The 23722-nt window shown below is 54.4% G+C and carries 24 protein-coding genes; 21 read left to right on the plus strand and 3 right to left on the minus strand.

The genetic code is table 11. The features are described from left to right. Positions 1-52 precede the first annotated feature (52 nt). The 10 genes from ACB035_RS17600 (at position 53) to rmf (ending at position 12767) form a co-directional block, all read left to right on the plus strand. Positions 53-274 (plus strand): DUF2835 domain-containing protein, encoded by a 222-nt coding sequence (locus ACB035_RS17600; RefSeq protein ID WP_274161716.1) that lies wholly within the window; start codon positions 53-55, stop codon positions 272-274. Between the two features lie 278 nt (positions 275-552). Continuing rightward, positions 553-5391: an NAD-glutamate dehydrogenase gene (locus tag ACB035_RS17605; RefSeq protein ID WP_371167809.1), complete on the plus strand. Its 4839-nt coding sequence runs from the start codon at positions 553-555 to the stop codon at positions 5389-5391. A 77-nt stretch (positions 5392-5468) separates the two neighbouring features. After that, a complete protein-coding gene (gene pyrD / locus ACB035_RS17610) occupies positions 5469-6479 on the plus strand; it encodes a quinone-dependent dihydroorotate dehydrogenase (RefSeq protein ID WP_005336601.1) in 1011 nt (336 codons plus the stop codon). 90 nt (positions 6480-6569) lie between these two features. After that, a complete protein-coding gene (locus ACB035_RS17615) occupies positions 6570-7106 on the plus strand; it encodes a cell division protein ZapC (protein WP_005336600.1) in 537 nt (178 codons plus the stop codon). Positions 7107-7486: 380 nt separating this feature from the next. Next, a complete protein-coding gene (locus ACB035_RS17620) occupies positions 7487-7750 on the plus strand; it encodes a type B 50S ribosomal protein L31 (RefSeq protein ID WP_005336598.1) in 264 nt (87 codons plus the stop codon). Beyond that, complete coding sequence (ykgO, locus tag ACB035_RS17625) at positions 7751-7876, plus strand: type B 50S ribosomal protein L36 (protein WP_005336596.1); 126 nt, start codon at positions 7751-7753, stop codon at positions 7874-7876. It begins immediately after the preceding gene. A gap of 139 nt (positions 7877-8015) precedes the next feature. Next, positions 8016-10211, plus strand: a complete 2196-nt coding sequence (gene rlmKL, locus ACB035_RS17630) for a bifunctional 23S rRNA (guanine(2069)-N(7))-methyltransferase RlmK/23S rRNA (guanine(2445)-N(2))-methyltransferase RlmL (protein WP_371167810.1) — start codon at positions 8016-8018, stop codon at positions 10209-10211. Continuing rightward, positions 10211-10441 (plus strand): glutaredoxin family protein, encoded by a 231-nt coding sequence (locus tag ACB035_RS17635; protein WP_371167811.1) that lies wholly within the window; start codon positions 10211-10213, stop codon positions 10439-10441. The genes rlmKL and ACB035_RS17635 overlap by 1 nt, the downstream gene beginning before the upstream one ends. Before the next feature lie 74 nt (positions 10442-10515). After that, positions 10516-12429, plus strand: coding sequence for an ABC transporter ATP-binding protein (locus ACB035_RS17640; protein WP_371167812.1), 1914 nt, complete (start codon positions 10516-10518; stop codon positions 12427-12429). A 158-nt stretch (positions 12430-12587) separates the two neighbouring features. Continuing rightward, positions 12588-12767, plus strand: a complete 180-nt coding sequence (gene rmf, locus ACB035_RS17645) for a ribosome modulation factor (RefSeq protein WP_005315693.1) — start codon at positions 12588-12590, stop codon at positions 12765-12767. Between the two features lie 84 nt (positions 12768-12851). On the opposite strand, the gene fabA is transcribed toward rmf, so the two are convergent. The 3 genes from fabA to ACB035_RS17660 form a co-directional block, all read right to left on the minus strand. Then, complete coding sequence (gene fabA / locus ACB035_RS17650; protein WP_196783564.1) at positions 12852-13391, minus strand: 3-hydroxyacyl-[acyl-carrier-protein] dehydratase FabA; 540 nt, start codon at positions 13389-13391, stop codon at positions 12852-12854. Positions 13392-13489: 98 nt separating this feature from the next. After that, positions 13490-15466 (minus strand): Lon protease family protein, encoded by a 1977-nt coding sequence (locus ACB035_RS17655; RefSeq protein ID WP_005336580.1) that lies wholly within the window; start codon positions 15464-15466, stop codon positions 13490-13492. Between the two features lie 79 nt (positions 15467-15545). After that, positions 15546-15908 (minus strand): helix-turn-helix domain-containing protein, encoded by a 363-nt coding sequence (locus ACB035_RS17660; protein ID WP_371167813.1) that lies wholly within the window; start codon positions 15906-15908, stop codon positions 15546-15548. Positions 15909-16032: 124 nt separating this feature from the next. Between ACB035_RS17660 and ACB035_RS17665 the strand changes: the two genes are divergently transcribed. The 11 genes from ACB035_RS17665 (at position 16033) to ACB035_RS17715 (ending at position 23589) form a co-directional block, all read left to right on the plus strand. Continuing rightward, a complete protein-coding gene (locus ACB035_RS17665; protein ID WP_069526815.1) occupies positions 16033-16284 on the plus strand; it encodes a hypothetical protein in 252 nt (83 codons plus the stop codon). Further along, on the plus strand, positions 16271-17809 hold the full coding sequence (locus ACB035_RS17670; protein ID WP_371167814.1) for a replication initiation factor domain-containing protein: 1539 nt from the start codon (positions 16271-16273) through the stop codon (positions 17807-17809). Before ACB035_RS17665 ends, ACB035_RS17670 begins: the two co-directional genes overlap by 14 nt. 29 nt (positions 17810-17838) lie before the next feature. After that, positions 17839-18159, plus strand: coding sequence for a hypothetical protein (locus ACB035_RS17675; protein WP_247822795.1), 321 nt, complete (start codon positions 17839-17841; stop codon positions 18157-18159). Between the two features lie 60 nt (positions 18160-18219). Then, positions 18220-18453, plus strand: a complete 234-nt coding sequence (locus ACB035_RS17680) for a hypothetical protein (RefSeq protein WP_127005608.1) — start codon at positions 18220-18222, stop codon at positions 18451-18453. Between the two features lie 6 nt (positions 18454-18459). Beyond that, positions 18460-18687, plus strand: coding sequence for a Flexible pilin (locus ACB035_RS17685; RefSeq protein ID WP_129504056.1), 228 nt, complete (start codon positions 18460-18462; stop codon positions 18685-18687). Between the two features lie 40 nt (positions 18688-18727). Next, entirely contained in the window at positions 18728-20125 is a 1398-nt protein-coding gene (locus ACB035_RS17690) for a hypothetical protein (protein WP_371167815.1), read from the plus strand. A gap of 4 nt (positions 20126-20129) precedes the next feature. Next, the gene (locus tag ACB035_RS17695; RefSeq protein WP_202004573.1) at positions 20130-20444 is read left to right on the plus strand and encodes a DUF2523 family protein; all 315 of its coding nucleotides are present in this window, start codon (positions 20130-20132) and stop codon (positions 20442-20444) included. Continuing rightward, a complete protein-coding gene (locus tag ACB035_RS17700; RefSeq protein WP_371167816.1) occupies positions 20445-21647 on the plus strand; it encodes a zonular occludens toxin family protein in 1203 nt (400 codons plus the stop codon). Positions 21648-22012: 365 nt separating this feature from the next. Continuing rightward, the gene (locus ACB035_RS17705; protein ID WP_371167817.1) at positions 22013-22798 is read left to right on the plus strand and encodes a DUF4145 domain-containing protein; all 786 of its coding nucleotides are present in this window, start codon (positions 22013-22015) and stop codon (positions 22796-22798) included. A gap of 389 nt (positions 22799-23187) precedes the next feature. Further along, positions 23188-23394 (plus strand): YodC family protein, encoded by a 207-nt coding sequence (locus ACB035_RS17710; protein WP_371167818.1) that lies wholly within the window; start codon positions 23188-23190, stop codon positions 23392-23394. Further along, on the plus strand, positions 23395-23589 hold the full coding sequence (locus ACB035_RS17715; protein WP_371167819.1) for a hypothetical protein: 195 nt from the start codon (positions 23395-23397) through the stop codon (positions 23587-23589). The last annotated feature ends 133 nt before the right edge of the window (positions 23590-23722 follow it).

Genomic DNA, 23722 nt, shown 5'->3' on the forward strand with positions numbered 1-23722 from the left:
CGTGAATGCACCTGCCCCCATTGTGCAATGTGACGTCTGATCAGGAGCAGGGGTGAAGCAGTTTACTTTTAGGCTCTCATTGAGCTGCGATGAGGTGATGCTGATGTATCAGGGCCACGCCAGACGGCTGGTGGTGCGCAGCGAACAGGGACTGACCCTGGAGCTTGGCCTAGAAAAAATACGGCCCTTTGTGACCATGAATGGTGTGCATGGCTATTTTCGGCTGAAAACTCAGGACGATTACCGCTTTATCAGTCTCGAACGCATAAATTAACAAAAATCGAACAGATTACCGACTGTTTATCTGCTTTGCGTCACTATCTATCCGGCAAACTGGCACAAAGGTAGTGGGAATTTCTGTATTATTGGTTATTTGCAAAATTTCTCACAGTTTAAGCCGTGATCTGTACCTTATTTTTAACATCTCGTTAGCACCTTTCCTCGCCTTCCCCTATCCAAGCCATTACACTTCGCAACAACTCTGCACCAGCGGGTAACCAGGGTGGTTGCCTCTGCGTCGGTGGTTAATGTCGTCCGATAAGGAATATAAAAATGGCATTGAAAGACGCCCCTACCTCAGTTCTGCTCGAAAACGTTCTCAGCCTGATCCATCAGAAGTTACCCACAAACAGCGCCTCTCTGGTCGAGCGCTTCGTTGCCAAGTTTTACGGCAACATGGCGAGCTCCGATCTGCACGATCGCAATGACAGCGATCTCTATGGCGCGGCCCTGAGCCTGTGGAATGCTCTCAATCAGCGCAGCGGTACCGACCCCTACATCCGGGTCTATAATCCCGAGCTGACCCGTCACGGCTGGCAATCGCCCCACACCATCGTCGAGGTGATCCTGCAGGACTCGCCCTTCCTGGTGGACTCCATCCGGATGGCGCTCAAGCGACTCAATATCACCGCCCACATGATGCTGCACCAACCGTTGCACCTCATTCGTGGTGCCGATGGCAAGATCGGTGCCATTTTGGAGCTCGACAACACCGATGGGCAGACTTCGGTTGAAACCGCCTTCCTTATCGAGATCGATCACCTCACCAGCGAGGAGCAGATGGCGGCGTTGGCAGCTGAGCTCCATTCGGTCGCAGGTGAAGTGGCGCTGGCAGTCGGTGATTGGCAGCCGATGCTGGCCAGGCTCAATGAGATCATCGACGAGCTGCCCAAGCGCAAGCAGCCCGTGAGTAACGAGGAGGTGGCCTCCTGCGTTGCCTTCCTCAAATGGGTAGCTGCCCACAACTTTACCCTGATGGGGTATCGCCGTTACGACGTCAAGGCGGTGGAGGGGGATCACGAGATCCTGCCGCAGGCGAGCTCCAGCCTTGGGCTGATGAAGAACTCCATCAAGGAGGTGGGTCAGCGCCTTGGCAACATGCCGGCCAGCGCCCGTCACGCTGCTCTGAGTTCTGACCTGCTGATCCTCACCAAATCCAACAGCAAGTCCCGGGTGCACCGTCCGGCTTATGTGGATTACATCGGCATCAAGCGCTTTGACGAGCATGGCAAGGTGATCGGGGAAGATCGCTTCATCGGCCTCTACGCCTCTTCCATCTACAACACCAGCGCGACCCAGATCCCGCTCATCAGCCATCGTCTCGAACGCATCATGGCGGCCTCCGGTCATGAGAAGGGCTCCCACGCCTACAAGGCGCTGCTGAACGTGCTGGAAACCTATCCCCGTGACGAGCTGATCCAGGCCCGCGAAGAGGAGCTGCTGGCCACCGGTCTTGGGGTGCTGGAGATGCAGGAGCGTGACATGCTGCGGCTGTTCGTGCGCCGTGATGTCTATGGTCGCTTCTTCTCCTGCATGGTCTATGTCACCAAGGAGCGCTACAACACGGCGCTGCGCATCAAGACCCAGCAAATATTGCAGAAGTATTTTGGCAGCAACGAAGAGGTGGAGTTCAACGTCTACTTCACCGAAGGCGTGCTGGCGCGGACCCACTACATAGTGCGGGTCAACAACAACAACGTGGATGTGGATGTGAACGAAGTACAGAACAACCTGATTGAAGCGGCCCGCAGCTGGGACGACAGACTCGACTCCGTGCTGCTTTCCCACTATGGCGAGGCCCGTGGCAACGAGCTGCGCCGCCGTTTCAGCACTGCATTCCCCCGCGCTTACAAAGAAGATGTGCTGCCTGGCTCGGCCGTGGCCGACATCATGGCGCTTGATAACCTGAGCGAAGCCGAGCCGCTGGGCATGCTGTTCTACCGCGCGCAGGAGGAGGAGAATGATCGTCGGGTACGGCTCAAGCTGTTCCATCGCACCGAACCCATTCACCTCTCCGACGTGCTGCCGATGCTGGAGAACATGGGACTGCGGGTGATCGGCGAGACCCCGTATCAGGTACGCACTCCGGCTGGCGATCTGTTCTGGATCCTCGACTTCTCCATGTTGCTGCACGGCGAGCAGCCCTTTGATCTGGCTCAGAGCCAGCAGCGCTTCCAGCAGGCTTTTGCTGACATCTGGAACAAGCAGCTGGAAGATGACGGCTTCAACCGTCTGGTATTGGGGGCGGGTCTCACCGGCCGTCAGGTCTCGGTGCTGCGCGCCTATGCCAAATACATGCGCCAGACCGGTGTCTCCTTCAGCCAGTCCTATATCGAAGAGACCCTGACCCGCTACCCAGATATTGCCCAACTGCTGTTCACTCTGTTCGAACTGCGCCTGGATCCTGCCGGTAAACAGGACGCTAAGGTACAGGCCAAGCTGCACGAGGAGCTGGCTGCCAAGCTGGATCAGGTAGCCAACCTGGACGACGATCGCATCATCCGCCGCTATGTGGAGATGATCGACGCTACCCTGCGCACCAACTACTACCAGCTGGACAAGGCGGGCAACATCAAGCCCTACATCTCCTTCAAACTGGCTCCCTCCAGCATCACCGACATGCCGCTACCGCTGCCGAAATTCGAGATCTTCGTCTACTCGCCACGAGTGGAGGGGGTGCATCTGCGCTGGGGCAAGGTCGCCCGTGGTGGCCTGCGCTGGTCCGATCGCAAAGAGGACTTCCGCACCGAGGTATTGGGCTTGGTGAAAGCCCAGCAGGTGAAGAACACCGTCATCGTACCAGTGGGGGCCAAGGGCGGTTTCTACTGCAAACAGATGCCGGTGGGGGCGCCCCGTGCCGTCATCCAGGAGGAGGGCAAGGCCTGTTATCGCCTGTTTATCCGCGGCCTGCTCGATGTGACTGACAACATCATCGGCGGCGAGGTGATCCCGCCGACATCCGTGGTGCGTCACGACGAGGATGACTACTACCTGGTGGTCGCTGCCGACAAGGGGACTGCCACTTTCTCGGATATCGCTAACGAGATCAGTCTCGAATATGGTCACTGGCTCGGCGATGCGTTCGCCTCCGGCGGCTCGGTTGGTTACGACCACAAGAAGATGGGTATCACCGCCCGCGGTGCCTGGGAGTCGGTCAAGCGGCATTTTCGTGAGATTGGCGTCAACTGCCAGACCACCGACTTCACTTGCGTGGGGATTGGGGACATGGCCGGCGACGTGTTCGGCAACGGTATGCTGCTCTCCGAGCACACCCGGCTGGTGGGCGCGTTCAACCACATGCACATCTTCGTTGACCCCACTCCGGATGCGGCCAAGAGTTTTGTCGAACGCCAGCGTCTGTTCGATCTGCCGGGTTCCAGCTGGGATGACTACAACCGCGAGCTGATATCACAAGGGGGCGGCATCTTCCTGCGCTCGGCCAAGTCCATCAAGCTGAGCCCCGAGATGCAGACACTGCTCGGCACTGACAAGGCCAGCATGGCGCCGAACGAGCTGATCAAGGCGCTGCTCTGCCTCAATGTCGATCTGCTGTGGAACGGCGGCATCGGCACCTACGTGAAGAGCGCTCGCGAGAGCGATGGGGAAGTGGGCGATCGCAGCAACGACGCACTGCGAGTCAATGGTCGCGATCTGCGGGCCCGTATCGTGGGCGAGGGGGGCAACCTCGGCTTTACCCAGCTCGGCCGGGTGGAGTACGCCAGCCAGGGCGGTCGCATCAATACCGATTTTACCGACAACGTGGGCGGGGTGGACTGCTCCGATAACGAGGTGAACATCAAGATCCTGCTCAACCAATTGGTGGCGGCAGGGGATCTGACGCTCAAGCAGCGTAACCAGATGCTGTATGAGATGACCGACGACGTGGCGCAGATCGTGATCACCAACGCCTATCGCCAGTCCCAGTCCATCTCGGTCACCAGCTTCCGCGGCTCTGAACAACTGAAAGAGCAGCAGCGCTTTATTCAGGGGCTGGAGCGGGAAGGCAAGCTGGACCGTGCGCTGGAGTTCCTGCCATCCGATGAGGAGCTCTCCGAGCGGATGGCGGCAGGGCAGGGGCTGACCCGCCCCGAACTGGCGGTGCTGGTGGCCTATGGCAAGATGGTGCTGAAAGAGCAGCTCAACTGCCCGGAAGTGACCGACGAGCCCTTCCTCGCCAACATTCTGGTCACCAGCTTCCCGGCCAAAGTACAGCAGCAGTTTGGTGCCCAGTTGGCCGATCACCCGCTACGCGGCGAGATCATCGCTACCCGGGTGGCCAACATGCTGGTCAATGACATGGGGCTCAACTTCGCCAGCCGGATGAAGGACGAGACCGGTGCCTCGGTCGCCGAAGTGGCCTGCTGCTTCGCCATGGCCCGCGAAGTGTTTGGCATGAACCAGCTGTGGCGCGATATCGAAGGGTGCGACAACCTGGTGGATGCCCAGACTCAGCTAGAGCTGATGTTCTACAGCCGCCGCATTGTGCGCCGAGCCACCCGCTGGTTCCTGCGTGCCCGCAATCGCAGCTGGAGCATCAGCGAGAATATCGCCTTCTTCCGTCCGGCGTTCGAAACCTTGGGTAAGCACCTCTACGAGGTGATGGATGAGAGCGAAGTGGCCGAGCATCGTCAGGCTGTTGCCAAGTGGATGGAGAAACAGGTGCCTGAGGCCATTGCCCGTCAGGTCGCCCATATGAGCAGCCTCTTCTCCAGCCTGGATCTGGCGCAGATTGCCGCGGAGCACAAGACCGATATCCTGCGCGCCGCCAACGTTTACTACCGCCTCGGTGCCAAACTGGATCTGCATTGGTTCCTCGACCAGATCAACCATCAGCCGGTCGGCAACCATTGGCAGGCGATGGCGCGAGCCTCCTTCCGCGAAGATCTGGACTGGCAGCAGCGCAGTCTCACTTCTGTGGTACTGGAAGGGTGCAAAGATCAGGGAGAATGCGCTACCATACTGGCCGACTGGATTTCGGAGCATGAGCAACTCTTGTCCCGTTGGACCCACATGTTGGCCGACTTCAAGACCACCAGTACCCACGAGTTCGCCAAGTTCTCGGTGGCCTTGCGAGAGTTGAACCTGCTCCAGTTGAATTGTCGGGCACTTTAATTGCCAGATTAAGGCATGACACCGACATTACACCCAAAGCCCCGGCCAGTTGCCGGGGCTTTCTTTAAGGAGCAAAGATGTTGTACCCCATCGCTAGGCATTTCCTGTTCAAACTCAATCCGGAACAGGCTCACGATCTCTCCATGAAATATTTGCCCCGCCTTCTCGGTACGCCACTCGATTGTTTCTTCCGCCAGAATTTGCCGAAACGCCCCGTCACTGTCATGGGGCTTTCTTTTGCCAATCCGGTGGGATTGGCGGCCGGTCTGGATAAAGATGGTGAGTGCATTGACGCGCTGGGCGCCATGGGATTTGGCTTTATCGAGGTCGGTACCGTCACCCCCAGACCCCAGAGCGGCAATGACAAGCCCCGTCTGTTCCGGGTTATTCCGGCAGAGGGGATCATCAACCGGATGGGATTCAACAACAAAGGGGTTGATCATCTGGTGGCCAAGGTCAAAGAGGCCAAATATCAGGGGGTCATCGGCATTAATATCGGCAAGAACAAAGACACTCCCATCGAACAGGGAAAGGATGATTACCTGATCTGCATGGACAAGGTTTATGATCATGCCGGTTATATTGCCGTCAATATCTCTTCCCCCAACACCCCGGGTTTGCGTTCGCTGCAATATGGCGAGGCGCTGGATGAATTGCTGGCCGCCCTCAAGGTGCGTCAGCAAGAGCTGGCCGCCCAATATAAAAAGTATGTGCCGCTGGCGGTTAAAATTGCCCCGGATTTAAGCCTTGAAGAAATAGATCAGGTGGCCGCTTCGCTGGTACGGAATGGTATTGATGGGGTTATCGCCACCAATACTACCCTCGAGCGCGAGATGATTTATGACATGCCCCACGCCGGTGAAGCGGGTGGCCTGAGTGGGCGTCCGCTGCAGCACAAGAGTACCGAGGTGATCCGTCATCTGGCCAAGGCGCTCAATGGTGCTCTGCCAATTATCGGGGTGGGTGGTATTGATAGTGCCATGGCTGCCCGTGAAAAATTGGCTGCCGGTGCCAGTCTGGTACAAATTTATAGCGGCTTTATTTATAAAGGGCCGGGGTTGGTCAAAGAGATTGTGACCAATATTTAAGAAATAGATGGCGGAGCCCTTTATTTGACGTTGCTGATTCCCTGCATATGGAATAAAGTCAACTGGTAATTATCAAGTAAGGGCTCCAACATGTTTATCCAACCGACCGATAGCTGGCAATGGCACTATGATGCCCAGAGTGACCGTCTGATGTTGGACCTGTCTGATAACATGTTATTTGCGACCGAGTATAAAGGGCGACAATTGGTGCCCAGCTCGTTTACGACCCAACCTTTTTGTGTCGATGATGCCGCCCTCTATTATCAGTTGATGGACAAAGCAGCCGAACTTGAGTGGAGTATTCCGCATCAGGTTCAGTTGGTGCTTAATGCCATCGCGGTCAGTCGTTTTTATAAACCTTTGATGCCGCAAAGCTGGTTTTTTAGTGAACAGCATCCGCAAGTGATCCCGCAAAACGGTGATCTGGTCTTGATGAATACACCTCATGGCAACGGCGAATTTATGGTCATTGAGGCAGGGGATCAGGCTAGCGTCTGTTTGAACCTCACAGCCGATCTGGTATTGACCACCAGTAAAACTCTGCCGCGTTTCGGGGTGATCAAGGTGATGAATAACCGGATGAAACCGCGTATTACCGTGACCGAGCAATATCGTCAGGTCAGTTGATATATTTTCACCAATCTTTTTATCTCTGTGATTATACCGCTGCCTGTTTTTACTGTGGTCACCTCAATCGCTCCTCGTTTCTGATACTTCATTGCTCTGCGTACATATTGCCCATTCTCATTGATCTTTATGGTTGTGATCCAGCCTCTCATGAGGCTTGTTACATCCACTTGCACCTTGTGTTCTAACCCACGCAGTATCTTGGTCTTCCGTGCTGCAAGCATGGTGTCTCCCTCTTGTTTCGTTCTGCTTGTGTAGTGCCTCCACCTCAGCATCAACACATCACTCACTGAAGCGATTTTCTTCATACGACATTTTATGCTTGAAACGAGAGCTATTCTCACTTACATTTTGTTATAACATAACAAAATGGAGTTGCCATGAAGCCTCATATTCATCCGGATTATCGTTTGGTGCTGTTCCATGACACGGCAGCAGATGCCTTTTTCCTAGTCGGTTCAACCATCAAGAGCGATCGCCGCTATACGTGGCAAGACGGGAAGGAGTATCCCTATGTGTCGCTCGATGTTTCCAGCCAGTCGCACTCGTTCTATACCGGCAAGCAGAAGCAGGTATCGAGCGAGGGGAGTGTGGCTCGTTTCAACAAACGCTTTGGCGCATTTTCAAGCAAGAAGGAGTCCTGAATGCAGGTCGTCTGTTCACTCAAATCCGCACGGGCGCGTCATCCCGATTGTCAGTTGGTGCGCCGTCGGGGCAAATTGTTCGTGATTTGCAAAAGCAATCCCCGTTTCAAGGCTCGTATGAAGTGATCCGCTAAATGATGTCTGGCCCCATGATCTCGCCATCGGGTAGTCATGGGGCCTTTTACCTTTTCGCCACCTATCAATCTGTTTCCATCCTGCTGTTTGCGCCGACTTTTGCATGCTCCAGCCCGCCTGATGAGGTATAATGCGGCACTATTTTTATGGGTTCCCCGTGAGCGTGATGAAAGAATTTTTTGCAACCTGCCCCAAGGGGCTGGAAAACCTGTTGGCCGATGAGCTGACCAATCTTGGCGCAGAGCAGGTCCGTGAGACCGTGGCTGGCGTCCATTTCAAAGGCGAACTGGCGATTGGCTACAAGGCCTGCCTGTGGAGCCGTTTTGCCTCCCGCATCGTGCTGGTGCTCTCCGAATTCCAGATGAACGACGATCTGGATCTCTATCTGGGCGCCCACACCATCCCTTGGGAAGAGCACTTCTCCGGTACCTCTACCATCGCGGTAGACTTTACCGGTACCAACCCTGCCATTCGCAATACCCAATATGGCGCGCTGAAGATCAAGGATGCCATCGTCGACCGCTTCACCAAGCGCGGTCACGTACGTCCTGACGTGGACAAGAAGTCGCCGGATATTCGCATCATGGCGCACCTGGGCAAGGGCAAGGCCAATATCACGCTGGACTTGTCAGGCCCGGCGCTGCACCAGCGTTTCTATCGTCAGGGCACAGGTGAAGCACCGCTCAAAGAGAACCTGGCCTGCGCCATGATTGCCCGTAGCGGCTGGGCCGGTGAGCCCATGATGGACCCGATGTGCGGTTCCGGTACCTTGCTGATTGAAGCGGCCTTTATTGCCGCCGACATGGCACCGGCGCTGCGCCGCGAGCGCTTCGGTTTCGATCGCTGGCTGCAGCACGATAGCGAGCTGTGGCAAAGCCTGATGATGGAAGCGCAAGTACGTGCCAAACGCGGCATGCAGCGTTGCGAAGTAAAACTGTTTGGTTGTGATGCCGACCAGCGTGTGCTGCTCAAAGCCCGTGATAACGCCAAAGCGGCCGGTGTGGCTCACCTGATTACCTTCAAGCAGGCCGACGTCACCAAGCTGGAAAACCCGCTGCCGATGCCTGCATTTGTTGAAGGGGAAGAAGGTCAAGGGGAGGCCCGCCAGGTCGGCATGCTGATCTCCAACCCGCCTTATGGCGAGCGTCTTGGCGAATTTCCGGCGCTGCTGGAAGTGCATCAGGCCCTCGGCGATGCCCTGCGTCGCAGCTTCCAGGGTTGGAAAGTCTCTATTCTTTCCGCATCGCCCGAGCTGCTCAGCTGTCTGCGCCTGCGCGCCGACAAGCAATATCGTCTGTTCAACGGCGCCCTCGAGTGTCAGCTGCGCAACTACCAGATTGCACTGGACTCCGTGGCTTCCCAAAAAGAGGTCGCGCAGGACTTTGCCAACCGTCTGCGCAAGAATCTGAAAACCCTCGAGAAGTGGGCCAACAAAGAGGGCATCGATTGCTATCGCATCTACGATGCCGACTTGCCGGAATACAACGCCGCCATCGACCGTTATCAGGACTATCTGGTGGTGCAGGAGTATGCCGCGCCCAAGGACATCCCCGCCCAGAAGACCCGTCAGCGTTTGCTCGACATGGTTCAGGCCGCCATCAAAGTGACCGGCATGGATGGCGAGAAGGTGATCCTGAAGGTGCGCGAGCGTCAGGAAGGAAAACAGCAGTATCAGAAGCTCTCCGAAGAGCAGCACCGGATGGAAGTGCAGGAGTACGGTGCCCGTCTGTGGGTCAACCTCTACGACTATCTGGATACCGGCCTGTTCCTTGACCATCGTCAGACTCGCCGTATGCTGGGTCAGATGGCGAAGGGCAAGCGCTTCCTGAACCTGTTTGCCTACACCGGCAGTGCCACCGTGCACGCAGGTCTTGGCGGTGCCAGCGAGACCACCACGGTCGACATGTCTCACACCTACCTGAACTGGGCGCAGGACAACATGCGTCTCAACTCGCTGGTGGGCCGTCAGCACAAGTTTGTCCAGGCAGACTGCCTGAAGTGGTTGTCTGAAGCCGATGAGCAGTACGACCTCATCTTCATCGATCCGCCCACCTTCTCCAACTCCAAGCGGATGGACGAGAGCTTCGACGTACAGCGCGATCACCTGCTGCTGATGCAGCACCTGAAGCGCCTGCTGGCGGTGGACGGCACTCTGGTCTTCTCCAACAACAAGCGTCACTTCAAGATGGATCTGGCCGGTCTCGAGGCCACCGGTCTCAAGGCCCAGAACATCACCCAGAAGACGCGACCGAAGGATTTCGAACGTAACCAGCACATCCACAACTGCTGGATCATCACCCATGCGCCGGAGCAAGGCGAGGCGTGATGCTGACCCTGTTTCATACCGACGGTTGCCACCTGTGCGAGCAGGCCTGGGCGCTGGTGGAGGAGGCTGGCCTTGCCTCTACCACCCGTCAGTGCGACATCATGGATGATGAGCTGTGGCTTGCCGCCTATCGGGTGCGCATTCCGGTGCTGCGTGACGAGGCTGGCCGCGAGCTGGGTTGGCCCTTCACGCTAGTGGAGCTCAAAGGCTGGCTCGCTCGTCAGGGTTGATTTGTGATTTGACGATGAAACGGGGGCAGACCCAGTCTGTTGCCCGTTTTTTTCATATGAAATAAGGAACACACATGGCTCTTTTAACATTGCACGGCGCATGTCTGTCGTTCAGTGATTTCCCGCTGCTCGACAATGCCGAATTGACCATCGAGCGGGGCGAGCGCCTCTGTCTGGTTGGCCGCAACGGGGCGGGCAAGTCCACTCTGATGAAGGTCATTGCCAGCGAATTGCCGCTGGACGACGGACGTCTGGTGCTGCAGCAAGATTTGAAAGTGACCCGCCTTGAGCAGGATCCGCCTGCTTCCAGCGAGCTGACGGTATTTGACTATGCCGCCGAAGGGCTCGCCGGGGTAGGGGAGCTGCTCAAGCAGTACCACCACATCTCCATGGAGCTGGCGAGCGATCCGTCAGACGCCAACATTCGCAAGATGAGCGAGTTGCAAGAGCAGCTCGACTATCAGAACGGCTGGCAGTTCGAGACCCGCATCAGTCAGGTGTTGACCCTGCTGGGGCTGGATCCCGATGTGACCCTCGATAGCCTCTCCGGTGGCTGGCTGCGCAAAGTGGCGCTGGCTCGTGCGCTGGCTTGCGATCCCGACTTGCTGCTGCTCGATGAGCCGACCAACCACCTGGATATCGAAGCCATCAACTGGCTGGAAGATTTCCTCAAGGATTTTCGCGGCGCCATCGTCTTTATCTCTCACGATCGGGAGTTCATCCACAAGCTGGCAACCCGGATCATCGATCTCGATCGCGGCGCCATCACCTCCTGGCCGGGCAACTACGACGAGTACCTGCAGGGGAAAGAGGAGTGGCTGCGGGTCGAAGAGCTGAAAAATGCCGAGTTCGACCGCAAGTTGGCGCAGGAAGAGGTGTGGGTGCGTCAGGGTATCAAGGCTCGCCGTACCCGTAACGAAGGTCGGGTGCGCGCCCTTGAGGCGATGCGGATGGAGCGCAGCCAGCGCCGTGAGCTGCAGGGCAAGGCCAAGTTGCAACTGGACGAGGTCAATCGCTCCGGCAAGCTGGTGTTCGAGACCGAAGGGCTTGGGCTGGACTTTGGCGATCGCACCCTGTTCGAGGGGCTCGATCTGCAGGTGCTGCGTGGCGACAAGATTGCGCTGGTTGGCCCCAACGGATGCGGCAAGTCGACCCTGATCAAGCTGTTGCTGGGCCAGCTAGATGCCACTCGTGGCTCGGTACGTCAGGGCACCAATCTGGAAGTGGCCTACTTCGATCAGTACCGCGAACAGCTCGATCCCGAGCAGACGGTGGTGGACAACGTCGGGGAGGGCAAGCAGGAGGTGATGGTGCGCGGTCGCTCCCGTCATATCCTCGGCTACCTGCAGGACTTCCTGTTCGAGCCCAAGCGGGCCAGAACGCCGGTCAAGGCGCTCTCCGGTGGCGAGAAAAACCGTCTGCTGCTGGCCAAGCTGTTCCTTAAACCCAGCAACCTGCTGATCCTCGATGAACCGACCAACGATCTGGATGTCGAGACCCTGGAACTGCTGGAAGAGCTGCTTTCCGACTACCCCGGCACCCTGCTGCTGGTCAGTCACGATCGTCGCTTCATCGACAATACAGTGACCGGTTGCTGGCTGTTTGAGGGAGATGGCCGTATCAGTGACTACGTGGGTGGCTATGCCGACATGATGGCGACCCGTGAGCAGCAGCGTGCTCAGCAACAGGCCAGGAGTGCACCGGTCAAGGCGCCCGAGCCGGTCGTTGCTGCCGCGCCAGAAGCGCCGAAGAAAAGCAAGAAACTCTCCTACAAGCTGCAGCTTGAACTGGAAGCGTTGCCTGCTCGTCTTGAGCAGCTGGAAGCCGAGCTGGATGCGCTGCAAAGCGAGATCAACCAGCCTGGGTTCTTCTCGCTGCCGGCAGATAAGACCCAGCCGAAGCTTGATTCGCTCAATGCCGCTGAAGCCGCGTTGGAGCAGGCATTTGCTCGCTGGGAAGAGCTGGAAAGACTCAAAAATCAGGAGTAAGTTCCCTGTAATTAAAACTTAATCCAGTTCAGTGCCTTGTGTCACATAGCCCGGTTAGGGTGGAAGTTTTTGTTTGACCCGGTGCGCTCGCAGGAGTAAAGATGAAAGCGACCGATGCAGAATTGGTCGCTTTTTTTGTTCCACGAAGAGGGTCGTAGATGATGAAGAGACAGAAGCGGGACCGTCTGGAAAGAGCTCGTGCTCGTGGTTATCAGGCTGGCGTGGTCGGCAAACAGAAAGAAGCGTGTCCGTATCAATGCCTGGATGCCCGAGGGCATTGGCTTGGTGGTTGGCGTGACGCCATGGAAGGGCGGGGCTCAGGCCTCTTCATGAAGTAAGTTACTTCATTACACTCATTACAAAAGGAAAGGGGCCGTTGTGGCCCCTTTGCGTTAGTGCTGTTTTACCACCAATCAGAGAGATCAGAATGCGGTGGTATCTTTGAACAGGCCCACTTTCAGGTCGGTGGCGCTGTAGATCGGACGGCCGTCGACTTCGACCACACCATCAGCAATTCCCATCACCAGCTTGCGGTTGATGACGCGCTTGAAGGTGATCTTGTAGGTCACTTTCTTGGCAGTCGGCAGGATCTGGCCGGTGAATTTCACTTCACCTACGCCCAGAGCACGACCCTTGCCGGGGCCACCTTTCCAGCCAAGGAAGAAGCCAACCAGCTGCCACATGGCGTCCAGACCGAGACAGCCAGGCATCACAGGATCACCCGGGAAGTGGCAATCGAAGAACCAGAGATCCGGAGTAATGTCGAGCTCAGCCAAGATCTCGCCCTTGCCGTGTTCGCCGCCGTTGTCATTGATCTTGACGATGCGGTCCATCATCAACATGTTGGGGGCAGGCAGCTGACTGTTACCCTCACCAAACAGTTCGCCACGGCTGCAAGCCAGCAGCTCTTCACGGGTAAAAGAGTTCTTGCCCTGTTCGCACAGGGAAAGGCGGGCTTCCATGGTGGTATTGTCTACGGTCACGCGGTATTTCCTTCAAATGGGTCAAAGCCGAGCCAATTTAGCTTACAGTTGTTCGCTAAACAACTCCGATCACTTCATCAGCGGCCAAACAGGCGCCCCAGCAGGGATTGCAGCAGTCCGACTTTGGCAGTGGAGCCGTTCAACTCGTCCAACCGCTCCTGAATACGGCCAAACAGGGTATCGGGCATATCAGGCTCACCGGCGACACAGCCAGTGAGCAACTCGATGGCCTCTTCCACATGATCCACCGGGTGGATGTGGAACTGGCCCGCTTCAACCGCTGCAATCACCTCGTCAGAGAGGTTCAGCTGCTGGATGTTGGTGCCCGGCAAAATGATCCCTTGCTTGCCGGTGATGCCGTGGATTTTGCACACCCGGAAGAAGCCTTCAATCTTCTCGTTCACGCCACCAACGGCCTGCACATTGCCAAACTGATCGACCGCACCGGTCACGGCGAAGTGCTGATAGATAGGCTGGCGGGCGAGGGCAGAGAGCAGGGCACACAAGCCGGTCAGGGAGGCACTGTCGCCATCAATTTCGTGGTAAGACTGCTCGAACACAAGATTGGCCGACAGGGGGGAGGGGTTCTCTGCACCAAATTTGTTGGAGAGATAGCCGTGGATAATCATCATCGCCTTGGCGTGGATATGACCGGCCAGCTCCGCTTTGCGCTCGATATCCGCCACATCGCCATCACCAAGGTGTACGGTAGCGGTGAGGCGCACCGGTTCACCGAAGTCATAGGGGTGACCGGAGACCTGAATGACCGACAGGCCGTTGATCTGGCCAATCTCTTCGCCATCGGTTTGCAGCAGGATCTGGCCGTCGATAACACCCTGATCGGACTGCTCAACCAGATAGTTGAGGCGGTAATCCTGCTCTTCCAGTGCGCCGCGAATATGCTCGTCGGTGACCACATCAGATTCCAGCTCCCGGGCCAGACTGTCAGCCATCCGCATGATGGCGGAGAGTTGCACTTCGGAGAGCGATAGCCACTCCTGATGGTCACAGAGGCGGCTGGCATGACGACAAAGGGCGGCAAGGGCGGCTGGCGTGAAGTCCAGTAGGCTCCAGCGCTGACGCAGCCAGGCCAGGTACTGCAGAAATTCCTGCAGATCCTCTTCAATATTCACCTCTGATACCAGATCAGCGCGCAGGAAGATGCGTTCGGACATATCCCGATCCAGCATCTGGAACTCGGCCACGTCCAGTCGGTCACCCACCAGGATCAGCTTGAGCTTGATGGGGGTCGCTTCAGGCGCGAAGAAGGGGGTCAGAGTTTTCCCTTCCTGATAGGCGTTCCAGTCCAGCTCACCTTTTTGCATGGCATTTTTCAGTTTGAACCAGAGATGCGGCTGATCCAGCAGCTCATCCAGTTGCAAAATGAGGTAACCGCCGTTGGCTTCGCGCAGCAAGCCAGGCTCCAGCAGGTGCTGGTTAGCATAGACAGAGCCTTGCTCGGTCTGGTAGTTGATGGAGCCAAACAGGGTATCCCAGTTGAGATCACGGCCATAAATTACCGGCGCTTCCTGCGCTTCGTGGTGGATCAGCAGGTTGATCAGAATGGGGTGCTGGAATTCCAGACCCAATGCCACGTGAGCCGCCAGATCGGAGAGGAAATCATCGATTTTCGGATCATTGTTCTGCTTACGCATGATGCGGGTCACGATGCGTTCGGCATCGAGATGGTGGCTCAACAGCTTGAGCAGCTCGCCAACCATTTCGCAAAACTCAACGCCGGTGCCCGGTTGCAGGCGCAGCCAGATAGGTTTGTAGGGGTTGTTCAGATTCTCGGTGTAGCAGAGATCAAACAGGTCACCATCCTTGCCATTGGAGTCGGCAATCAGCGTCTGGCAAACGCCTTCGTAATCTGCGCCGGGGAACCCGTTGAGCAGCATGACCGGACAGTCACCATCAAAACTGGCAAGACGTTTGATGCCGGAAATGGCTCTGGGTTGCAGCGCAGCAAAGGGGATAGGTTCAAGCTCGCTAAGCTTGGGGAACTGTTCAATCGCAAAAGCGGGTTTTAATTGTTCTGATGTTAATTCAGCCACTTAAGACATCCGGTCGAAGATAGGATCAATTGTTGCCATTATACACAGTTCAATAAGTGGTGATAGGAAACAAGATACTCTATTTAACATAATATACATTATGCGCAGTGTTGTCAGGCCCGTGGCTGGGGGTCAGGAACATAGCAACCGCAAGGGCTACAGCCGTGCCTGTACCTTTTGTGTACTTCGCAAGAATGTTGTACCAAGCCTGCTTTATCTCGGGATCTGTCTCCCTGACGGCGGCAAGGCTTAACAGCACTTCCTCAACGTCTAGGCCGATTTCCTCGGCAATCTTTTTTGCTGTTGCATCAGTGAGTTGCACCTTACCAGTGGTCAAACTGGATATGTGCGACTTGGTAAAACCAAGCTCAGCAGCGACTTGCTGATACTGGGTGAGCTTTTTGGTTCTCATGTACGCCTGAATCAGGGCTTTTGAGTCCATTTTGCTGTTTCCTCGCTTGCTTCAGTGGGCATATCACACACTTATTTGGGCTAAAAGTCACCCGTTGTTAGTTAGATTTAGATCTGATTCAATCCAGTCAGTTCATAATAAATCTTATCTACCTATGACCCACTTTAGCCCACAAAACCTTGATCTGCCTGCTCTCATTGAGCGAAAGGTTTATTGGCAGGCTGAACCGACTGGCGATCTCTCCGCCTGCATCGCGGGTCAGGTCGAGATGTTTCGGGATCTGCATGAGCTGCGGGTCTATCTGTCCATGACGTACCCCGATACCGTGTTCGAGCTGGTCGAAGTGACCGAGGACACCTGGCAAGGGTTCTATGACCAGGGAGTCTTTTTCGATGACTGGTCATAACTCCGTGATGCCGATAAATAGCGTTATCGGCAACAAAACCCTGATCGATTATCTGTCCTTCACCTGGGCACCAACCGAACTGCGCCAGATGACCGAGCTTGCCAAACAAGGTGCGCTCTTGAAGGCTATCCCGCGCTTTGACACCCAGGTAAAGGCCCTGCAAGCCGCTTTCTCTGAGCCTCCTGTCGAGGGTCTGCGTTACCTGTGGAAGCGTCCGGTTGGTTTCGCTCCCCTCACCCACTTCGACAAGGTGTCAGAACGGCTGTGCAACAAAGCCGAACGCCTGGGCGCAACCCCTGCCCCTACCGTGGCGCGTGTTTACGACAAGGCCACCGAGCGGTTGAGCCTCAAGGGTGTAGCCAAGTCCCCTGCCCCCGTCTTTACCCCTTCCATGACCGAAATGATGGAGCGGGCTTTGCACTCTAACTACCGATCTCGGGCCGATATGCGCAAAGAGCTAAAAGCTGTCTGCGGATCCCTGCTCAAGTTCTCCCAGTTCGAAGTTGTCGAGGGTGCCAAGTATTGGGAAGCCTACAACGATTTGATCGACTGCTACGGGGTGCAGTTCCTGGATGCCCTGTGCTGTTCCGAGATCGAGCTGTGGCTAGAAGAACTGAACACCAAGATCGGGGTGCCTATCCCTGAGCCTCGTTTCACTATGCGCCCTCGCCGCTCCGGTCTGCATGGTTACGCCAACTCGGCCGACCTGCTGTGTGATGGCCTCCCCTGTGGCCTGATTGGTTGGGGTGCTGCCAACCACGGTTGCATGGTCAGTTTTTCCGGCGTGGGTTGTGCCGCCCTCGATATGCAGGCTTTGCACTCTGTTATCTCTCACATTCCATCGGTTCGCATCACCCGGGTGGATCTTGCCCTGGACGACTACAGCGGTGAGGTGATCAGTTACCAGGGCGCAATTGATGGTGCCCAGGCTGGCGAGTTTCACCCAGAGCGGGGCCGCGCTCCGGCTTGGATGAAAATCGAATCCGGTGAGTTCGTTATATCCGAGATTGCCAAGGGCATCGTAAAGCGGTTTGGCATGGCACCGACCAAGGGTTGCTCTTTTTATGTGGGCAGCCGGATTAATGGTAAATGCGCTCGGGTATACGAAAAGGGTAAACAGATGCAGTCGGCAGAGAACCCAAATTGGGTACGCGCCGAAGGCGAGTTACACAATAAAGACCGGATAATTCCGCTAGATGTCCTGGTAAACCCAGATCCCTATTTCGCGGGGATGTATCCGCAATTTGCCAAATGGCTTGATGCTATTAAGCAGTCGGAATCTGTTCCGGTACGTGTGACCACCTTTAAAAACAAGTTCAAGACCAGTCGGGACAATGCTGTTTTTCATATGTCTCGCATGGCGGGCCGCCTTGTTAATTGGTTAGCAAGTGTTGAGGGGCTCGCCCCTGAAACGATTGTTCACCAATTAACAGCGCATCTTAAAGAAGATGATATTCCGGCGCGGTTAAGAATGCCGCTACCACCCGAGTTTATATCGGGTGAGCATTGTTTAGTTTCGACCTAAAAAACAGGTTCTTCAACGAGGTAAATATTATGTCCCTGCTCACTGGTGTTCTGGTAACTCGCGTTACTCATGGTTATGGTGTGTCCCGTAAATCTGGCGCTCCTGTGCCTTATGATTTTGCCCAGGTGGAATACCTGGCTCCGGCAAACAACGTCAATAAGCCTGAGTGCAATATCCACTCCTGGGGTTATGAGGTTCGCCAATTGGCCCTTCGTAATGACGCTGCGACTATTAAAGAAATGGCCGACTGTCCCAAGCTGGTCGCTATTGATCTTGTCCTGGAGGCAGACCCCCAGAATCCGACCCGAAATGTGGTTGTTGGTTTCCAACCTACCAAAAAGCCGGTTTAACCGCCGCGCACCGAGGAGGAGGAGCGAGAGCGCGCAGCGAGCGACGACGAGGGCGCGATAATGCTTTGTTTAGATATTACCTCCGAAGGATATGCCCGTTTATCTGAGGGGGATTCCTGCGAATATGTGCTCCTGACCGTCCAGGAGCATAACAAGTTAACGGATATATCGAGCTGGTTTGAGTTTGATAAATCCACCGTAACCGTAGCCTTTGGTTTTGGATTAGCCATCTGGGTTGTCGGTTTAAAATTGGGCGCTGTTGCCCGTGTTATTGTTGGTGCAAAACGAGGATAAATAAAAATGAAAAACGTATCAGGCTTGTTCCGTAACGGTTGTATCGCTGCAGTGGCTTCTCTCTCTGCAATGGGGGTTGCTCATGCTGCTGGTGAAGGTGGTACTGCTGCCGCTGCGGGTGCTGCGCTCGATACCGCGCTGTCAGACGTTAACGCCACCTCTCCCAAGGTGATGTTGGTTGTTGCTGCGGTGGTTGGTGTCGGGATCCTGGTCAGCCTTATTCGCAAGGCTTAAACCATGTCCCTGCTCATTGGGACGCTCTGGTTTTTGTTCTTTGTCGAGGGATGGCGAACATCCTTTTCAATCTAAGGCGGCTTCGGTCGCCTTTTTTTATATTGGGGGCTGTGTGCGCATAGGTTGGCTTTTACTATTTTTCCCATCGCTGGCATTTGCTATTGCGGGCTGCCCTGTCGGCGTGCAATTGGGTAGCGTGACGATTGCAACGCCCTTGCCTGTCTGTCTTAAATTTGAAGGTTCGGATCTCGGGGGCTGCCAGGTTGATTGCAAGGGTGTTTGTGTAGAGTTGCCTTTGAATAATACCAAGGGACCAGTGGAGACCACTGGCACGGCTTGCAAGTTGTCAGATAATGGCAGCGGGAACGGCGATTCAGATGGTAGTGGCAATACGCCAGGTGAAGGCACTTCCGGAACTAAACCAATTGATGGCTGGCTTAATTTTGAACCTGTTATTGGTGATGCCACCGGAACATCTGTTTCGGGTGCTGTTGCCAAGCTAAATAAAAACCTTGGTGTTGCTTTGCGTCAGGTTGTTGAAGGCACTAAACAGGATTCCGGAAATCTTAATTCTATTGCTCATAGTGCCGAGTCATTTTCTCGGGATATGAAAACCGCGCTTTATCAGTTGGACAGGATGGCCAATGATACCTTTCAGACTAAAAATGCTACCACTGAAATGCTTGGCCGTATTAATGCCTCTAACGATTATTTACAGTCAATAAACGCAAAGCTCGATAATCTTTCTCCTGGTTCTTCCGGTGGTGGTTCTACGGGTGGGTCGTCACCATTTGATTCAGGGATGGCTCAGGCGTTGGTGCAAAACTCATATGGTATAAATGCAAATACATCCAGTATCCATAATGATCTGTCGCCGTTGTCCGGCCAGTTAAGCGGCATTATGAGTATGCAAGGTGAGGTTATCCGTAGTGTTAATGGTGTCGGCGGTAATATCTCCAGCGCCCTTAATGGGTTGTCACAAAACCGCCCCTGGGGTGGTCGTGAGTTTTCCATGTTGATGGATAAGCTCGATGGTCTGGGGGGGGGGTCTTCTGGTTCTGGCGGTGAAGGTTCAAGCATTGATTATTCCAAGATGCCTGGATCATCTTCTAACCCTCTTTCTGTCGGTGATGCTGATTATAAATCTGCCTGTTCAGGGGATGACTGTTTCTTTGATGTTCCAGGGATGGAAAAGAAGCTAGCCGAAACCAACAAATCCCTGGCTGATAAATACACCTCCATCACTGAGGATGTGAAACAGGTGTTTTCCTTTAACCTTACTGGTTCTGCCGACCCGATGGAGTGTTTGGATCTATTCACGCACCAGGGAAAGGAATACACCGTCTGTCCGCCATCTGGTGATTACTGGAAAACCCTGGCGGCGTTGATGCTGTTTATTTTCTACTTTGTTGCTCTGATGATTATCTTTAAGAGGTGATGGCATGGAATGGCTTGGTGAGTTTTTTAATTCGTTCTTCAACGATATATACCAACTGGCGGTGCAGTTTGCCGCATGGCTTGCCGTGCGAATGGCTGTGCAATGGGTCGAGTTTAAATTGTTCCTGCTAACGTTTACCTGGGACGTTGCCAGGGAAGTGCTATTGAACATCCATTTCAGTGAATTACTGTCCTCGTCCTTCAATTCATTGCCGCCCAGTGTTCGAGGGATATTGCTGTACCTGCATTTTGATAAAGGTCTGGCGATACTTTCCCAGGCATTTGTCACCCGCTTCATGCTCAACATGATGGGGTGGTAAATGTCCATCAAGATCCACCACGGCGCCCCAGGCTCTTACAAGTCGTCAGGGGCCATTCATACCGATGTGCTGCCCGCCATCAAGGCAGGCCGCCACATCATCACCAACGTTCGGGGCTTCACCGCCGAGCGTTGCCGGGAGGTACTGGGCAAGGCTGTTCCTGAGAGCTTCCAAGTAACGTATATCGAAACCGAATCCCAGGACGGGCGGGATCATTTCGCTCGCTTCTATCATTGGGCTCCCAAAGGCGCTTTCTTCCTGGTCGATGAGGTACAGCGGATCTTTCCGCCTTCCTGGCGCCAGAGTGATTTAGACCGCCTGGATTATCCTGGTGGGCCGGATGTGGCTAAGGAAGATGGCCGACCGGAAACAATAGACGTGGCTTTTGATATGCACCGTCACCACAACTGGGACTTCGTATTCACAACCCCGAACATCAAAAAGGTTCACGCCGTTATCCGCGCCGCTGCTGAAACCGCAATCCGCCATACCAATATGGGGCTCCTGGGCATTGGGGGTCGCTATAAGACGGTGTTGCATCTGGCTGATAACAGCGGGTCGTCCATGTCCGATGTATTGCAAGCAAAGCCATTCAACAAGGTGCCGAAGTATGTTTTCAAACTCTACGACTCAACTACAACAGGTAAGGTTTCGGATACAATCGCGGGTAGCTCGATACTCCGAGATCCTAAAATACTTTTTTTTCTGGCAGTTATGGGGGTATGTATCTTCTTTGGCTTCATTAAGCCTGAGTATATCGACAAGCCTAACAAGGCCCCTGCGCCCTCTCCTGCCGCTGTTCAGGCTCCTGCGGAGGTGGGTGATACGTCCGGTACTGGGGTACGTCCTGGCGGCGCTCCTGCTGCGGCTCCTAGCGGGGTTCTTTCTGTAGGGCCATTTGCAGGGCATAAACTCATCATCAGTTGTCATGTCCTGGTAAAGGATGAACGGGGATCATATCGGGTCGAGTATTGTTTTGCCCTGCGCAAGGGTGACGATGTGCAACCTGTTTACAGTGACGACTGGCCGGATCAACTGGCCAGTGTGGATGCTATGAGCGCCTGCCATGCCGTAGTGAAGTACCAGGGCAAGCCTGTTGATGTTTATTGTGATCCAGAGGGTGACGCTCTGCGCCGTAAATACAATGCTGCCCTATTTGCTGGCGGTGATACCAAAAATAAACCTAGTGATGACCGGACATAATTAGAGCCTGCTCTGAAGTACGGCATTTTTTCGCTGTACTGAACGAGCTGGCGGGCAAGCGATAGCGCGGCAGTTTTATGCCACTGCGTACCGCGGATATTTATGTTAAATATGGCTGTTTATGCCACAAAGAACAGGGGCGGTAGCCCCTACAAGCCGCCCTCTGCTGTCCATTTGATCTCCAAAAGCCTCGCGGCGGGACACGCCCATATAGCCCCGAGACTGGATCACCCCCTTCCCTGCTAAACCGGCTTTTAAGGGCTGACGCTACAGACGAAGTGGAGCGCCTTAGCGCCCAGTGATGTATGAGCATGACATACTCGGATGATGCTCTATATAATGACGATTTTGGTAGGGGATCCTGTATGTCTGTAATGATGAAAGCTCCTTCAGTTCGCGAAAAGGCATTCAATTGTCCATTTTGCAATGCTTATTCTGCTCAAACTTGGTTCAATATTTTAGCTGAACGTTGCGGCTTTAGCGGTGAAATGCCCACTGTTTTTGATAGTCAAGATTTAGAGCGTTTTTCTTCAATGTCTAAGCCGGATGCGTTGTCATTCCAGCGAGCGTCTGCTTTTCTTGCAGGGAAGGCTATATTTATCCCTGCTGGTCATGGACTAGGATTGGCTGGTCTTGGCAATGTCTATGCTGCTCAATGCCATCATTGTCAGGATGTTTCAATTTGGGTTGGTGAAAAGTTAGTTCATCCTTTGTCTAGCGGTGTTGCCTTGCCAAACGATGATATGCCGGATGACATTAAAAGGGATTTTGAAGAAGCTCGTTCTGTTTTTCAGTTTTCACCTAGAGCCTCTGCTGCATTATTGAGACTGTGTATTCAGAAGTTATGTATTCATTTGGGTGAGAGTACAGGGAGAATTGACTCTGATATTGCAAGTATGGTTAAGAAGGGTCTTAGCCCGTTAGTCCAGCAGTCTTTGGATATTGTTCGTGTTATTGGTAATGAATCTGTTCATCCTGGAGCGATAGACCTTAATGATGATCGTGAGACAGCCGAGCAGTTATTCACAATCGTCAATATCATTGTCATGCAAATGATCACTCAGCCCAAGATGGTTGACGAGATGTACTCGGGGTTACCTGCTGCGAAGCTTAAGGGTATTGCGCAGCGAGATAAGCTCGCTTCTCAGTAATAGATGTGTGTGTCATTTATTGTGCGCCAGTTCATGCGTGGAACCTCCCCCCCCGTGTAGTAATACGGGGGGAATTCTACCCCATCCCCTACCCTCTCGGAACCCTTCCAGCCTCGATGGCGGGGCATACGGGCAACCTCTCAGCTCAAGTCCACTCGGGCGAGTGTTTAGAGCAGGGGCGTTCTAACTAAAGCGCAGGAGGCGCAGCCTCCAGCTTTTGCGGAGTATCTTTGGTGCAACAGCTATACTCAATCTCTCCAGTTCGTTTCATCCATGTTTTGGGCCTTCATTGGCCCTTTTTTGCCACCTTCCATATGGGTCTTAAGCTCCATTGACACCCTCTTTGTTGTGCTATATTTCCTATGATTTCATGGGATTCAGGAGGAATCATGAAGGTTGGGGATGCGGTAAAGTTGAATAGTGGTGGGCCATCAATGACGGTTTTGACTATTGATGAGGAAAAGGCGGAATGCCTCTGGTTTACAAGTGATTATCAATTGCAAAGTTCTACTTTCCCTCTGTCGACCATCAGCCTTGTAACCAAGGAAGTACCATACACAGCCCAGCCTGCTAGGTCTGGTGTAGGGCGTCTTTAGATGAGTAAGTTCCATCATGGTGATTTAGTCAGACGCCAAACAGATGAAGTTCTCATGAGGATTGAATCACTCGATGATTCAATGGCTTGTTGTTATGTCGTTGAGCCCTTCATTCCTTCAAAAAAGATGTTCATTCCTTTGGATGATTTGGTTTTGGAGTATCGTTCACGGTTGATGTCATCAGGCGAAGATTGATACGAAAAAGGGGGGCATATGCCCTAATGCCGATCAGTTAAGGATCCATTGACCGATCCTTCTGTTGTGTGAAAATCCGAAACCTGTTGATTGGTTTCGGATTTTTTATGCGTATCGCTCAAGCTCTCGACTT

Source organism: Aeromonas sp. S12(2024) (assembly GCF_041402305.1).
GTDB classification, from domain to species: domain Bacteria; phylum Pseudomonadota; class Gammaproteobacteria; order Enterobacterales; family Aeromonadaceae; genus Aeromonas; species Aeromonas veronii.

What these genes read in the sequence shown, in the direction of transcription:
- ykgO (WP_005336596.1), top strand. Translation starts at nt 7,751, where the DNA reads ATGCAGGTCGTCTGTTCACTCAAATCCGCACGGGCGCGTCATCCCGAT.
- fabA (WP_196783564.1), bottom strand. Translation starts at nt 13,391, where the DNA reads ATGGAAGCCCGCCTTTCCCTGTGCGAACAGGGCAAGAACTCTTTTACC.
- ACB035_RS17640 (WP_371167812.1), top strand. Translation starts at nt 10,516, where the DNA reads ATGGCTCTTTTAACATTGCACGGCGCATGTCTGTCGTTCAGTGATTTC.
- ACB035_RS17715 (WP_371167819.1), top strand. Translation starts at nt 23,395, where the DNA reads ATGAGTAAGTTCCATCATGGTGATTTAGTCAGACGCCAAACAGATGAA.
- ACB035_RS17670 (WP_371167814.1), top strand. Translation starts at nt 16,271, where the DNA reads ATGACTGGTCATAACTCCGTGATGCCGATAAATAGCGTTATCGGCAAC.
- ACB035_RS17615 (WP_005336600.1), top strand. Translation starts at nt 6,570, where the DNA reads ATGTTTATCCAACCGACCGATAGCTGGCAATGGCACTATGATGCCCAG.
- ACB035_RS17680 (WP_127005608.1), top strand. Translation starts at nt 18,220, where the DNA reads ATGCTTTGTTTAGATATTACCTCCGAAGGATATGCCCGTTTATCTGAG.
- ACB035_RS17675 (WP_247822795.1), top strand. Translation starts at nt 17,839, where the DNA reads ATGTCCCTGCTCACTGGTGTTCTGGTAACTCGCGTTACTCATGGTTAT.
- ACB035_RS17700 (WP_371167816.1), top strand. Translation starts at nt 20,445, where the DNA reads ATGTCCATCAAGATCCACCACGGCGCCCCAGGCTCTTACAAGTCGTCA.
- ACB035_RS17620 (WP_005336598.1), top strand. Translation starts at nt 7,487, where the DNA reads ATGAAGCCTCATATTCATCCGGATTATCGTTTGGTGCTGTTCCATGAC.
- ACB035_RS17705 (WP_371167817.1), top strand. Translation starts at nt 22,013, where the DNA reads ATGTCTGTAATGATGAAAGCTCCTTCAGTTCGCGAAAAGGCATTCAAT.
- ACB035_RS17635 (WP_371167811.1), top strand. Translation starts at nt 10,211, where the DNA reads ATGCTGACCCTGTTTCATACCGACGGTTGCCACCTGTGCGAGCAGGCC.
- pyrD (WP_005336601.1), top strand. Translation starts at nt 5,469, where the DNA reads ATGTTGTACCCCATCGCTAGGCATTTCCTGTTCAAACTCAATCCGGAA.
- ACB035_RS17685 (WP_129504056.1), top strand. Translation starts at nt 18,460, where the DNA reads ATGAAAAACGTATCAGGCTTGTTCCGTAACGGTTGTATCGCTGCAGTG.
- ACB035_RS17605 (WP_371167809.1), top strand. Translation starts at nt 553, where the DNA reads ATGGCATTGAAAGACGCCCCTACCTCAGTTCTGCTCGAAAACGTTCTC.
- ACB035_RS17665 (WP_069526815.1), top strand. Translation starts at nt 16,033, where the DNA reads ATGACCCACTTTAGCCCACAAAACCTTGATCTGCCTGCTCTCATTGAG.
- rlmKL (WP_371167810.1), top strand. Translation starts at nt 8,016, where the DNA reads ATGCGGCACTATTTTTATGGGTTCCCCGTGAGCGTGATGAAAGAATTT.
- ACB035_RS17710 (WP_371167818.1), top strand. Translation starts at nt 23,188, where the DNA reads ATGAAGGTTGGGGATGCGGTAAAGTTGAATAGTGGTGGGCCATCAATG.
- ACB035_RS17695 (WP_202004573.1), top strand. Translation starts at nt 20,130, where the DNA reads ATGGAATGGCTTGGTGAGTTTTTTAATTCGTTCTTCAACGATATATAC.
- ACB035_RS17660 (WP_371167813.1), bottom strand. Translation starts at nt 15,908, where the DNA reads ATGGACTCAAAAGCCCTGATTCAGGCGTACATGAGAACCAAAAAGCTC.
- rmf (WP_005315693.1), top strand. Translation starts at nt 12,588, where the DNA reads ATGATGAAGAGACAGAAGCGGGACCGTCTGGAAAGAGCTCGTGCTCGT.